Source organism: Anabaena sp. PCC 7938 (assembly GCF_049315035.1).
Taxonomy (GTDB): domain Bacteria; phylum Cyanobacteriota; class Cyanobacteriia; order Cyanobacteriales; family Nostocaceae; genus Anabaena; species Anabaena cylindrica.
On the sequence record NZ_CP186034.1, the window covers coordinates 6,031,449 to 6,045,300 of the forward strand.

Sequence of the window (13,852 nt, forward strand, 5' to 3'; positions counted from 1 at the left end):
TCAATTCCTAACTTTTCATTCCCTTAAACCGTTCTTTTGCACCTTCAAACGCCTCTTGCATCACTGCTTGAATCTTCTGAGGATCAGGCTTCTTCCCACCCATTAAATCACCAAAATACACACAAGCAGCTTCACCTAAAGACCATGTATAAGCACCTGCCCAAGATGCAGCAATTACGCTGCCGAAACCAGGGATAAATTTAATTAACTCCCTTGCTATGGCTTGGGCTAAAAAACCACCAGCTATCGCACTCACAATACCCCCAGCTTGAGATGGTGTCAACGTTTGCCCATATAATTTACCCAATAATCCCACCATTGAGACTTGCAAAGCAGTCAACACAGGCATAGTTGCAAAAGGTAACGGCACTGCTGCTAAAGTAGCTGCCATAATCGAAAAAGGTAAAATATACCGTCTTCCCGCATCTCGGTAAATGTTACCAAGTTTTTCACCCGCTTGCTGATCTAATAACTGATAAATTGCTTTTGCTTCTGCTTCGGGGAGGAGTTCAGCTAAATTATCTCGCAGTGCTTCTAAGCCATAAAATACAGGATTATAGCTATCTTCTTCTAAAGTGAAATCAATTAAAACTGCACTATTATATAAACCCGCAAAATTTTCTTTTATCGCGGTAAAAGCTCGGTTAACTTCCGCAAAATCTGGGGGATAATCAGGATGATCTTCTGTTTTTGGTGGATAAAGTTCATGTAAGCAAGTCACCACCAGCAAACAAGGAATATTTGGATATTGTTGACGCAACTTTTGAGCAATTTGTCGCAGGGTATCAGTTGCGAAATCATTAATTTTAACTGTGAGAATTAAAACTCTAGCCCCTGTAGTCTCTTTTTGTAAATCGCCAATTAATTCTTGAATAATTGTTTCAGTATCTTGATTTACATCTCCTAATCCCACCGTGTCTGTAAAAACTAGTAAGGGTAAATCATTGGAAGGATAAGCGTAACGTTGGGTGTTTTGAGTATGGGGACGAAATCCCTGTCCGACAATTTCCGCAGAAACCCCTGTTAAACCCCGGACTATTGAACTTTTACCCGCTTGGGGTTTACCTAACAACAATGCTTCTGTAGTGGGCAATTCAGCGCGAATCGTCTCTAAAATCTCTGCAACTTGGGCATCACTGACACTAAACCATTTTCCTACGATTTGCGTCACTTGGTCTACAGGTAGGAGTTGGGTTAATTTGGCTGTGGTTTTGTTCACAACACCGGAAATGCGGTTTTGCCAAGAGTCATTATCTGAATTGGGTTTGAGTTCATCAGTTGGTGTCTTCAATAAGTCTGCGTTGGGTTGCTCAGTCATTGGCGTAATTTCAACTTGCCACCATTTCTAGTATAACTTGATGTGTAGGTGTGATGAAAAGCTGGAAAAAAACTCACAAATTATAATTCAGCCGTGAGGAGTCAAAAAAGAGAAAAGGAGCAGAGAGGAAGGGGAAAACCCCATACATAAATGTAAGGGGGTGAAACAGGGACACATTTCAGATGATTGCTGGGCATTCTGGCCTCACCAAAAGAAAGTTTAAGGTGTTTGCAACCCTTTCAGGGCTAGTTCTTCCTCTGTTTCCGCCCCGAAGGGCTAGTCATTAACTCTGAGCGATACCTTCTGCCCGTGCGGCTTGTTGTACAGCAGCAGCAACAGCGGTAGCAACACGTTGGTCAAAAACCGAAGGTATGATATGTTGTCGATTCAAGTCAGAAGGATTAACTAAAGATGCGATCGCACTGGCAGCTTCTAAACACATCGTAGTAGTTATTGTACTAGCCCGACAATCTAAAGCCCCACGAAACACCCCAGGAAACGCCAGGACGTTGTTGATTTGGTTGGGGTAGTCACTCCGACCTGTAGCCATGACTGCAACGTTATCAGGGGCTAATTCTGGTTGAATTTCGGGAATCGGATTAGCCATTGCAAACACAATTGCATCTTTGCTCATTCCTTGTACCATTTCTGGTGTCAAAACTCCGGGTGCGCTGACACCGATAAAGACATCTGCACCTTGCACTGCATCGGCTAAAGTTCCTTGGGCTGTAACTGCAAATTCCAGTTTTTCTGGGGTTAAATCTGTACGAGTAGTTGATATAATGCCCTTAGAATCGCACATCCAGATGTTTTCTGCGCCTGCTTTGCGAAGTAAACGAGCGATCGCTACCCCAGCCGCACCAGCACCGTTAATGACAATCCGAATGTCTGCAATTAATTTATTTACCAGTTTCAGAGAATTAAACAACGCTGCCAAGGTGACAATTGCTGTACCATGTTGGTCATCATGAAAAATGGGGATATTTAATTCTGCTCGCAGTCTTTTTTCAATTTCAAAACAGCGGGGTGCAGCAATATCTTCTAGATTTACTCCACCAAAAACTGGGGCGATATTCTTCACTGCTTTGACAATCTCATCTGTATCTTGGGTATCTAGACAGATAGGAAAAGCATCCAGCCCTGCAAATTCCTTAAATAGCATGGCTTTACCTTCCATGACTGGTAAAGCAGCAGCCGGCCCCAAATTGCCCAATCCTAAGACAGCACTACCATCGGTGACAATAGCAACGGTGTTTTGTTTAATAGTCAGATTGTACACTTCTTCTGGATTTTGGGCGATCGCTGTACAAATTCTACCGACTCCTGGAGTGTAAGCCATTGCTAGATCAGAAACACTCCTCAGAGGAATTCTACTAGTAATACTAATTTTGCCACCACGATGTAAATTAAAGGTGCGGTCATACACACTAATCACTTTAATTTCTGGTACGTCTTTTACCGCTTGGACAATAGCTTCAGCGTGTTCGGTACTAGCTGCATCGACTGTAATATCGCGGGTTGAGTCTTGGCGACTTTGCTCAATTAAATCAATTTGTCCTAGATTACCACCACTTTGAGCGATCGCTTGAGTTACTGAAGCCAACATCCCCACCCGATTGGGAATCTGCAAACGCATGGTGACACTGAAACTAGAATTAGGAGTTAGATTTGCCATAGTAATTTTAGATTTTAAATTTTAAATTTTATATTGAATTGCTTAATAAAAATCTATTTCCCCAATTAAATATGACATTTAATGTGTATACTTAGGCATTTGCTGTCAAAAATTGATTGTTAGTTGTATTTAAATACACTATTATCATTTCAGGGTTTCACGGTTGAATATGGTCTGAATCAGGATGTCCAGGATTTAAGGATTTACAGGATGTTATTGATTGATATGAATAACATGGCTTAAATAATCTATTCCTTAACTTGTTCTTTGAGAAGTTGAATTAAATCATTAGATAACCATAAACCAGCTTCCTGTAATGCTTGAATTGGTTCAGAAATTGAAGTTATTAAACCTTGTTTTTTCGCTAAAATCAGTATTCCCAAAGTTCCCATAAATGGGATATTTAAACTTTTCGCTACTTTTCTAGCAGCAGCATCATCAATAACTGCCCGATAACCATTATTTTCTAAAGCAAATGTCAAAACTTCTGATTCTCCACAATCTATACCCCAAGGTAAAATCAAAGATGAGATTTCACTAACTTTAACTTGTTTTGCCCAAGTAGAATTAGGTAATTGTTGAGATGCAATGTCTATTTTGCCAGCTTTGACAATTTCACTCCAGACACGAGAAGGAACAATAATTTCTGTAAATAATTGAGGTAAAAAGTAGGTAAGCTGGCTTTTAAAAAGAACAATTAAGGGGGATGTATTGATAACAATTTTATTCATCTAGAGATGCAATTTCTTCGGCTAATTCTTCAGCAGTATATTGAAATGGAGAAACTTTGTAACGAATGAGAATATTCATAAATTCTATTCTGTTTAACCCTGCTATTTCTGCGGCTTTACCTTGAGATATTTCTCCCAATTCATACCATTTGACAGCAGCAGCTATTTTCATTTCTCTCGCTAATTCATCTGGTTCTTTCCCCAGTGTGGAAAAAACACTGTCTGGTAATTCTATAGATAGAGTTGTCATCTTCAGATACCTTGAAAAAGACCACTCATTTATTTTAACCCAAAACAAAATACCCTCCATTTCTGGAGGGTATTTTTTATTTAATCTGAATCTTTCAGATTAACCGTTGATTGCAGGTGCAGTTAAAGCAACAGGAGCAACATCACCAGCAGCCAAGTCTAAGGGGAAGTTGTGAGCATTACGCTCGTGCATTACTTCCATACCCAAGTTAGCGCGGTTGATTACGTCAGCCCATGTACCAATTACACGACCTTGAGAATCAATGATTGATTGGTTGAAGTTGAAACCGTTCAAGTTGAAAGCCATTGTGCTGACACCCAAAGCTGTGAACCAGATTCCGATTACTGGCCAAGCAGCTAAGAAGAAGTGAAGTGAACGGCTGTTGTTGAAGGAAGCGTATTGGAAAATCAAGCGACCGAAGTAACCGTGTGCTGCAACGATGTTGTAGGTTTCTTCTTCTTGACCGAATTTGTAACCGTAGTTTTGTGATTCGGTTTCGGTTGTTTCACGAACCAAGGAGGAAGTTACCAAAGAACCGTGCATTGCAGAGAACAAGGAACCACCGAATACACCAGCTACTCCCAACATATGGAAGGGGTGCATCAAGATGTTGTGTTCAGCTTGGAACACGATCATGAAGTTGAAGGTTCCAGAGATACCTAAAGGCATACCGTCAGAGAATGAACCTTGACCGATTGGGTAGATCAAGAATACTGCGGTAGCAGATGCCAAAGGCGCGGAGTAAGCTACACAGATCCAAGGACGCATACCTAAGCGGTAAGACAATTCCCACTGACGACCTAAGTAGCAAGCGCAACCGATCAAGAAGTGGAAAATTACCAATTGGTAAGGACCGCCGTTGTACAACCACTCATCTAAGGAAGCTGCTTCCCAGATTGGGTAGAAGTGCAAACCAATAGCGTTGGAAGAAGGAACAACTGCACCGGAGATGATGTTGTTTCCGTAGATTAAAGAACCTGCAACTGGCTCACGGATACCGTCGATGTCAACGGGAGGCGCAGCGATGAATGCGATGATGAAGCAGGTGGTAGCAGCTAACAGGGTAGGGATCATCAATACGCCGAACCAACCGATGTAGATACGGTTTTCGGTGCTGGTGATCCACTCGCAGAAGCGATCCCAGACGTTAGCGGTTGAACGCTGTTGAATGGTTGTGGTCATTTTATAAGTGCTTTATTTTTTTATAATGTTGATAGGTGGTTTTGCCTATCTTCTTCTCCAAGATTAAAATATAAGTTGATTTTTGTAAAGATAAATAAAATAAGTATTGATTATATCAGCTATATATTTTACTAATGTATCAAGATTCACAGGATGCAGAGGAGAAGATTTTTCCCCTTGCTATCTAAACCGTATCAACATCAAAAATTAGAATCTAAACGATTGGCAAAGGATGCTACTACAATCATAGGCAAGCCGAAAAGTAGACAAATTAACCATTGATTTAAATCCAATGGTGCTGTATAAAATAATTGATTCATCAAACTCCATTGGCTGAAAATAATCTGCAAAATTACAGTGCTGGCAATTCCTACATACATTGCAGTTTGATCGCTTATTTCTCGTCTAATTCCGCGAATTTTATCGACAATAGCAATACCTAATTGGGTAATACTTAACAGGTAAAAAATCCTTCCTACTACTAAAGCTTGAATTGCCATTGTGCGAGCGACAGCAATATCTCCCGTTGTTTGTCGCATCCATTCAAAGACACCAAAAATTAAAATCCAGTTAAAGATAGAAATAATGAAAATGCGCTTGACTAAGTTAGGAGAAAGTAATTTTTCATTGGGGTTACGTGGTGGTTGTTGCATCACCTGATCAGATTTGGGTTCAAAGGCTAAGGGGACTGTCATGGCAATGGAATTAACCATATTTAACCAGAGAACTTGTAAAGATAATATTGGTAAATCTCTGGCTAACAAAACGCTAATCAAGATCGTCATAGATTCACCACCATTCACAGGGAGAATAAACGCGATCGCTTTCAACAAATTACTGTAAACTGTTCTCCCTTCCTCCACCGCAGCTTCTATAGATGCAAAGTTGTCATCTATCAAAATCATATCAGCGGCTTCTTTGGCTACTTCTGTACCAGCCCCACCCATGGCAATACCAATATCTGCTTGTTTGAGAGCAGGTGCATCATTGACACCATCCCCAGTCATAGCGACTATTTCACCTTTAGATTGTAGTGCTTCTACAATCCGCAATTTTTGTTCTGGTGCCACACGGGCAAACACTACCCCATCTTCTATTGCTGTTGCTAATTCTGCTTTTTCCATTTTCGCCAGTTCTGCACCTGTAAAAGCCAGAATTTCCCGATGATGATTAAAACCCATGCGAGATGCGATCGCAGCAGCCGTGACAGCATGATCACCTGTAATCATTTTCACTTGAATACCAGCTTGTTGACAAGCTTGCACAGCCTTGATAGCTTCGGCGCGGGGTGGATCGATCATCCCCTGTAAGCCTAAGAAAATCAAATCATTTTCGATATCTGCGTGATCTATTGAGATTAGATTCTCAGATACTGGTTTTTTTGCAAAAGCTAACACCCGTAAACCTTGATGCGCCATTGTATGCACTTGCCGATTTACAGTATCAGCATCTACAGGAGTCAGTTGTCCAGAAAAATTTAACATCTGTTGACAACGCTGGAGAATTGCTTCTACCGAACCCTTAATGTAAATAATTCGTTCTTGTTGTTCTAATTTCATACAGAGTTGCCATGTACTGAAACTCTGACTCAAATGGGATGACATCAAGCTTAGATATACTCGCTTGTAAGTTGTCACGGGTTAACCCTACTTTATTAGCAGCAGTTATTAATGCACCCTCGGTGGGATCGCCAACTACTATCCATTGCCCATCTTTATTTTCTAAGTGGGAATCATTGCACAACAAGCCAGCTTTTAAACATTCAGCTAAAGGAGGAACATCATTAAAATCTAAAGGGTTTTCATTGAGTAAAATTTCTCCGCTTGGTGTATAGCCTGTACCCGTGACGGTATAATCCTGATCACCTGCATAGATGGCTTGTACTGTCATCTGGTTTTCAGTCAGAGTCCCAGTTTTGTCAGAACAAATAACTGTAGCGCCCCCTAGAGTTTCGACTGCGGGCAATTTGCGAACAATGGCGTGTCGTCGTGCCATGCGGGAAACACCAATGGCCAAAGTAACAGTAACTACAGCAGGTAAGCCTTCAGGAATGGCACTCACAGCAAAGGCTACCGCAGGTTCAAACATTTGCACCCAGGTGTTACCGTATCCTAAGCCAACGGCAAAGGTGAGGGCTGCTATTGCTAAAATGATGTAAAGTAAGGTACGACTAAATTTGTCAAATTTGCGGGTTAATGGGGTTTTGAGGATGTTTCCTTGTTCCATTAATTGAGAAATGCGCCCGGTTTCTGTGGCTGTACCAATGGCAACTACAATACCTTTACCAGTTCCAAAAGTGACAAAACTGCCAGCATAAGCCATGTTAGTGCGTTCTGCTAGGGCTGCGTCTGCATCTACGGGTTGGGTGCTTTTTTCAACAGCGACGGATTCCCCTGTTAATCCCGATTCGTTGATTTGTAAATTGCGGCTTTGCACAAGTCGTAAATCGGCTGGTACTTTGTCGCCAGAAGTTAATAATACAATGTCTCCGGGGATTAATTCAGTGGAGGGAACTTGGAGTTTATTTCCGTTGCGGATAATAGTGCTGTTGGTTTTGACTGAGGAAGCTAAGGCTGCGATCGCACTTTCCGCTTTCGATTCTTGCACAAAACCAATAATAGCGTTGATCAGAGTTACGCCCCAGATTACCCCAGCATTTACCCATTGTCCTAAAAATGCTTTAACTGCACCGGCAATTAGCAAAATATAAAGTAGTGGCTGATGAAATTGCAGCAAAAATCGCAGTAAAGCACTTTTGCCGTGTTTGGCTTTAAGTTCATTAGTACCAAGACTTTCTTTGCGTTTGGCTACTTCAGTAGAATTTAAGCCTGTTTCAATATTACTGTTTAAATATCGACTTACTTCCTGTACAGGTAGATTGTGCCACTGATGTGCTGTTAATTGATTTTTAACTACTGCTGTCATAATTTTTGGTTCCGAATCTCATCCCCTGACAGGATAAATTTACAATGGCATTATTAATTATTAATTATTAATTGTGTTGATTAACGTCTAATTAAAATACATAAAAAATCTATCTTTCGGATTATTTAGATAAAAAAATATTGCCGATTATCATATCACTCTGGATAGATGTATTAAACCACTTTGATAGTTAAATATGCTGCAAATGGTTCATGATTAAATTAAATATGAAAACCCCCTCTCCATAGATGCAAAGCGGCTTCTCTAAGAAGTTGTTTAAAAATTATTATATGAAGCTATAGCCTTTCCCACTCTAGTTAGATACAAAATTACCCCTCCCCAACCCTCCCCTTGGTAAGGGGAGGGTGCGCGACAGCGCGGGTGGGGTGTATTTCATGAGATTGGGAATTGCTATAATAAACCTTATAAACCAGATCTAATTAAGGAAAGCTAAATGCTGCCACAAAAATTTGCTAAAAGTCAAAATATATATAAGGTAAGCTACCTTCAGGTGCTAGTAACCAAACAGCGTAAAAACATAAAGGTACAAAAACAAGTTTAATAGGCCAGCTAAATTCTAATTTCATTCCTCGTTTAAAGGCATAGGTTATACTCATGAGAATAGCTATAACTATTAATAAATAAGAGAGTTGGTACTGGCTGAGATTAAGGGCTTCCACATAGACTTTTTCAGCAAATTGTTCATCAGCAGTATGACCCCAAAGGTGTTGGATGACAAAAGCAGAGTCTTGAACGTTGGGAAGACGGAACCAAATCCAAGATGTGAAAACCATCAGCTGTGTTAAAAACCAACCAAAAACTATACCTAGAGGGTTTTCCCAAAATAGGGTTAAAATTTTAAAGCGATCGCTCATCGCATCTGTGAGACGATGAACTGCTAAGGCTAGACCATGCAATGCTCCCCAAATTATAAAACCCCAGGCGGAACCGTGCCAAATACCAGCTATTATCATCACTATCAATAAGTTTCCGCAGGTGCGAAGCAACCCCCGACGAGAACCACCCAAAGGAAAATATAGGTAATTACGCAACCAATCACCTAAAGTTATATGCCAGCGTCGCCAGAAGTCTGCAATACTATTACTGAAGTAAGGAAAATCAAAGTTTTCAGGCAGAACTAAACCAAAAAGTAAAGCACTCCCACGAGCAATATCTACATAACCATTGAAATCTAAATATAACTGTAAGCCATAGGCAAAGGTAGCTAACCATAAATCAGTGCTACCGGCTCTTTGCAAGTTACCAAAACATAAATCAACAAAAATCCCCAGATTATCTGCCAGAATACCTTTTTTAACTGCACCTCTAGCAATTAACCACAGTCCCTCTGCTAATCTATCGGCAGTGGGAAATCTTACTGTATCGAATTGAATTGCTAAGTTATGATAACGAGTAATAGGCCCAGAAATTAATTTAGCAAAAAATAATTTGTAGGTAGCAAAGTTCAGAAATTCGTCAGTAGCTGGCGCACCACGATAGACATCTATTAAATAAGCGATGCACTCAAATGTAAAAAAAGAAATTCCCAAGGGTGTAGTTAATTTAAAAGCGGAATCTGGCGCGTTTATAGATAAATCAAATAACCATTTTAATAAAATAGGTAAATATTTAAAACTTAGTAAAAGCCCTATATTTAAAATCACACCAAACCACAAAATTTTCAGCCGATTAAGATTCCAATCAGCTTGAGCAATTTGCCAATCTTCGTTAGAAATTTTCCAGTTTTGAGAATGTTGTCCTGGTGAGGTATTTTTGCCAATTTCTAACCCTAAACGAAAGTTAATAAAAGTCAAGACTAGTAGTAATGGCAAATATTGAATATTCCAAGATGAATAAAATACAATACTAGCTATGAGTAGCGTCCACAAGCGTAATTTTTGCTTGGCTACAGTCCAGTAAATTCCCAGAATACTCAGCAAAAAAAGTCCGTAAAAAATTGATATAAACTTCATTTTTAATCATTGGTCATTGGTGATTGGTCATTAGTTATTGGGAAGAGGTTATAGATAATTTTTACCCTGCGCCTACTCCCCTCCCCACATTTTTATTTAAAAGTCCAGGGAATCATGGGGTCAACAGCCAGCTTTTTAGAAACTTCATAAGCACCATAGCGGTTTAGGTGGCTGGGGTCAGAAAAGTATTCATTGGCTTTGAGCCAAATTTGGCTTAAATCTCTGTAAATAAAGTTTGTATTCGTAGTAGAAACATTTAACATATACTGTTGAAACTCTTGTTCATATTTTTTTCTAACTGGATCTAAATAATCGGCGGTGAGGGGAGTATTTACAAAAACCAAGGAGATTTTTTGAGATTTTGTAAACTTTATTAATGATTGTAAAGCTGCGTCTTGATTACCTTTTAATTGAAAGGATTTATAGTCATTGTCGTAACTTCCCGATACTCTGGCATATTTTTGATAATATGTGGCAGGATTAAAACGAATAGATAAAGGCAAGAAACCATCAAAATCAACTGCTTGCAGAGCGTTATCTTCTTCTGAATCGTTTGTCAACTGAACTGTGACTTGCTGATTGTTATTGCTAAAAGGTAAATGGTTGAGTTGTTTTTGTAATAGTGTTTTAATTTGGTCACGATGTTGATAACTAGCAGATATACCAACTACAGCTTGATTTAACCAATCATTAGCAACTTGATAGCTATTAAAATCTAATGTTTCATTTTTGATTTCTGCCTTTTGGGAAGAATTTATCTGTTGTTGAGATGGTTGATTACTAATACTAGGTTTCGTGGCTCTTTGTAAAACTTGTTGATAACCTTTTGATGCAGCAATGGCGTTAAAAGTGATATCTTCTCTGCCACTATTAAAAGCTCTAGAACCATCTGCCCAAATAATCAGTTTTGGTAGTTCTGAGGGTTCTAAAACTTGACGAATGATCAAGTCTACAACTTGGGCTGTGGCACCATTAACACCGAAGTTAAAGATATCAACTTGGCGATAACCTTGAGTTGTCAAGGCTTTAGAAAGGGCAACGGGGTCAACACCTCTCAAGGCACGAGAAGATCCAATAATCAGGATATCTGGTGGTTTTCCATTTGTGGCTAAACGCTGTTTATAAAGTGCAAATTGCTCATCTAATTGCCTAGCATTAAAACTGGGCATTTGAGATCGTGCTGCTAAAAGAATAGCAGTAGCGCTGGCTTTTGCTTTCAATGGTGCAGATGGTAACTTTTCTGATGAAGCGACATCATTTTGGGTAAAACCAGAGGCATTAAATCCCGAATTATGCCCCTGAGTAGATTTTATGTTGTTGTTGCTAGAAAAAAATGCTGTTGTTCTCTGATTTGGATCTTCTCCTGATGTCAAAGATGCCTGTGAGGATAAAGCATTATTACGTTTGAGTGAATTTGAGACAGTACGAGTCAGGACGTAACCTAACATCCAATCACTTTGAAGTGTGAGTATTAATCCCAAGGCTACCCAAACTAGACTAGCCAAAAATCCTTGTTCATCGGGGTTATGATCGATGGAGTGGTTGGGTTCTGCGAATAATTGAGTTCCCACAAGTAATTTTTTAACTTTTTTGTGAGCAGTTTCTATCCAATCTTGTGCTGCTTCGGTGACGAAACTTTTAACTTCCTCTTTTGTTAAATCAGGACGTAGAATTGGTTCGTCAGTTTCATTTGTGACTAGTTCACTAAAATATTCAGCAGTTGCGGCAAATTCTGGTGTGGCTTCTGGTACTAATCTGTGACGTTGGGCAAAATCAAAGCCGTGATGCCACACAGGTTGATGATCGCCGGCACGACGACCGTAAACTCTGACACCAAAAAGATCAGGGATATTCAGTTGGCGAACAAATTGAGTGACTTTGCTGGCGACTTGTTGCCGTGTGGGACAATTAGGCGCATCACACATAACGTGCAGTAAGTCACCTTTGCGAAGCAGGAGGACACGAATACCACCAGTTTTTAAGCGCCAATCCATATCAGGATTGAGTAGGCGTTCTAGTAAAAAAATAATGGCTGGTTCATCACCTGTAGAACCTAATGCTAGTGTGGATGTTGCTAAAGCGGGATGTTTGGCAGATGGTAAAGACAACCAATCTACCCAAGCGGGTTGTTGTTCGCCTGTTTTTTGTCCATAGATAGCTGCTGCTAGAATACCTTGAGGGGCGATCGCTTCTAACTGAGAAAGAATAATTTGTAAACACAGTTCCTTCTCTGGTGCAGGAGAGGTTTTGGCAGGATCAACTGCTGGGGTACAAAAGATATGTAGGGTAAATTCTTTGAGAGAAGCTTGGACAGAGATTTTTAATTCTGATAACAACTCTGTTAACAATCGAGCGATCGCTTGCACATCTCCCCACCGCGCCCATTCTTTCAGCATTGTTTCCGGTGGTGTCAAATCCACCCGCAGCCGCCAATCAGGGTCTATTTCTCCCCTCACTTGAGAGACAATGATTGCATCTTCATAACCAGCCAGTTTCAAATGCCTTAATTTTTGGGCTACTGGTTCGGCTAACAAAGTGGCATCTGGGCTATAACTCGATTGACAGAAGATCCAGAGACGATTAACAATTTTTTGAGATTTGGACTTGGCATTATGGGGTAGACTTTTGACTTGTACTGCCACACCCAAGCTACTCAGATTTTCACTCAAATAGCGAGCGATCGCATCTGGATTTCCTTGGCGTGCCAAACTTTCATTAGAGACAATCAGCGCCCCACCAGGTAGTTGTGTTTTTTCCGCTTCTACTAACATGGCTTGCTGTACCTGCTCTAGATGCCGATCTAATTGATTTAAATAAACCCGATGACACCATTGAGGATGGTGTGAGCCTTTTTTTCGACCGTAGACCAATACTTGGTATATTGGGGATTGTTCCTCACTGGTTAAGCTATCCAAATCTGTTTGCTGTAGTGCTTGCAACAAATCAGACAGAGTGCGCCAACGTTGCGGGCAGTCTGTACCTTCACAAAGTATGTGCAGATCATTTCCCAGCAACCGGACTTTCACCCCGAAAGTGCTGATTCCTGTGGCTTGGCTTACCCATTGCACTAAGGTTTGATGGCGTTCAAGTGATACTGTTTTCATGGGAAGTTAACTTTAACAGGAAGCGAGTATTAGGGGATTTTGCCTGTACTTGTAAACTAGAAACATACATTTAGCACATTTTGCAGTTTTTTTTTAACAATTTTGTTACCTTTAGAGCTAGAAAAATGGGCAAAGATAGTCTTATAAGGTTACAAGTCTTATCAAGATTGAGTTTTGCATTTATTTTACTCATCTGCCAAAAACAAGAAGTCAGGAGTCAGGAGTCAGGAGTCAGGAGGAACAAAGAATAAAGAAGTAAAAAGGAAATTTCTTCCCATGACTGTTCCCTGTTCCCTGTTTTCTGCTATATCAAACATTGTGTATCCTGAATCCTTACCAAAAAACAAGAATTAGCAATGTCACCTGTAACCCAAAACCCCTCACCAACCAGCGGATTTAATCCGACTTTCTTGAACATTCCCCAATCTTGTCTCCTCCAAATAGGGATAACGTCTATACTACTGCTGCTCATAGCCGATAAAGCTACTGGTAAAGCACTAGAAGCCTTGGGGGAAGCCAGTGAAGAAGTATTTCGGGGCGATCGCTTGCCCATTCTTGATTTTCCCCATGAACAGGAATTAAACCAAAGCTAACTATATATATAAGCATTTATTGGCTACGGTTAATCCTATTCCAGTACAAACAAAAAAACTAGAATTATGAAGAATGCTGAGTTAAAAGTGCTATTAGCAGG

At 40.1% G+C, this 13,852-nt stretch carries 8 protein-coding genes and 1 pseudogene; 1 reads left to right on the forward strand and 8 read right to left on the reverse strand.

The features are described 5' to 3' along the window. Positions 1-7: 7 nt before the first annotated feature. From ACOWPH_RS26915 to ACOWPH_RS26950, 8 genes and pseudogenes are all read right to left on the reverse strand, one after another. The gene (locus tag ACOWPH_RS26915) at positions 8-1,318 is read right to left on the reverse strand and encodes a YcjF family protein (RefSeq protein WP_015213178.1); all 1,311 of its coding nucleotides are present in this window, start codon (positions 1,316-1,318) and stop codon (positions 8-10) included. Between the two features lie 283 nt (positions 1,319-1,601). Further along, positions 1,602-2,993, reverse strand: coding sequence for a malic enzyme-like NAD(P)-binding protein (locus tag ACOWPH_RS26920; RefSeq protein ID WP_015213179.1), 1,392 nt, complete (start codon positions 2,991-2,993; stop codon positions 1,602-1,604). Positions 2,994-3,241: 248 nt separating this feature from the next. Then, on the reverse strand, positions 3,242-3,724 hold the full coding sequence (locus tag ACOWPH_RS26925) for a DUF3368 domain-containing protein (RefSeq protein ID WP_015213180.1): 483 nt from the start codon (positions 3,722-3,724) through the stop codon (positions 3,242-3,244). Next, positions 3,717-3,974 carry a UPF0175 family protein gene (locus ACOWPH_RS26930; RefSeq protein WP_042465681.1) on the reverse strand — a complete coding sequence of 86 codons (258 nt, stop codon included), beginning with the start codon at positions 3,972-3,974 and terminating at the stop codon, positions 3,717-3,719. The genes ACOWPH_RS26925 and ACOWPH_RS26930 overlap by 8 nt, the downstream gene beginning before the upstream one ends. 99 nt (positions 3,975-4,073) lie before the next feature. Then, positions 4,074-5,156, reverse strand: coding sequence for a photosystem II q(b) protein (gene psbA / locus ACOWPH_RS26935; protein WP_015213182.1), 1,083 nt, complete (start codon positions 5,154-5,156; stop codon positions 4,074-4,076). A 200-nt stretch (positions 5,157-5,356) separates the two neighbouring features. Further along, positions 5,357-8,081: pseudogene (locus ACOWPH_RS26940) on the reverse strand (cation-translocating P-type ATPase). Between the two features lie 473 nt (positions 8,082-8,554). Further along, positions 8,555-10,054, reverse strand: coding sequence for an MBOAT family O-acyltransferase (locus ACOWPH_RS26945; protein WP_015213184.1), 1,500 nt, complete (start codon positions 10,052-10,054; stop codon positions 8,555-8,557). A 92-nt stretch (positions 10,055-10,146) separates the two neighbouring features. Beyond that, a complete protein-coding gene (locus tag ACOWPH_RS26950; protein ID WP_015213185.1) occupies positions 10,147-13,158 on the reverse strand; it encodes a hypothetical protein in 3,012 nt (1,003 codons plus the stop codon). 356 nt (positions 13,159-13,514) lie between these two features. Here ACOWPH_RS26950 and ACOWPH_RS26955 point away from each other — a divergent pair, with 356 nt between their 5' ends. Then, positions 13,515-13,751 carry a hypothetical protein gene (locus ACOWPH_RS26955; protein WP_015213186.1) on the forward strand — a complete coding sequence of 79 codons (237 nt, stop codon included), beginning with the start codon at positions 13,515-13,517 and terminating at the stop codon, positions 13,749-13,751. Positions 13,752-13,852 lie beyond the last annotated feature (101 nt).

Coding starts and splice junctions, on each gene's coding strand:
- ACOWPH_RS26925 (WP_015213180.1), bottom strand. CDS start 3,724: ATGAATAAAATTGTTATCAATACATCCCCCTTAATTGTTCTTTTTAAA.
- ACOWPH_RS26915 (WP_015213178.1), bottom strand. CDS start 1,318: ATGACTGAGCAACCCAACGCAGACTTATTGAAGACACCAACTGATGAA.
- ACOWPH_RS26945 (WP_015213184.1), bottom strand. CDS start 10,054: ATGAAGTTTATATCAATTTTTTACGGACTTTTTTTGCTGAGTATTCTG.
- ACOWPH_RS26950 (WP_015213185.1), bottom strand. CDS start 13,158: ATGAAAACAGTATCACTTGAACGCCATCAAACCTTAGTGCAATGGGTA.
- ACOWPH_RS26930 (WP_042465681.1), bottom strand. CDS start 3,974: ATGACAACTCTATCTATAGAATTACCAGACAGTGTTTTTTCCACACTG.
- ACOWPH_RS26920 (WP_015213179.1), bottom strand. CDS start 2,993: ATGGCAAATCTAACTCCTAATTCTAGTTTCAGTGTCACCATGCGTTTG.
- ACOWPH_RS26955 (WP_015213186.1), top strand. CDS start 13,515: ATGTCACCTGTAACCCAAAACCCCTCACCAACCAGCGGATTTAATCCG.
- psbA (WP_015213182.1), bottom strand. CDS start 5,156: ATGACCACAACCATTCAACAGCGTTCAACCGCTAACGTCTGGGATCGC.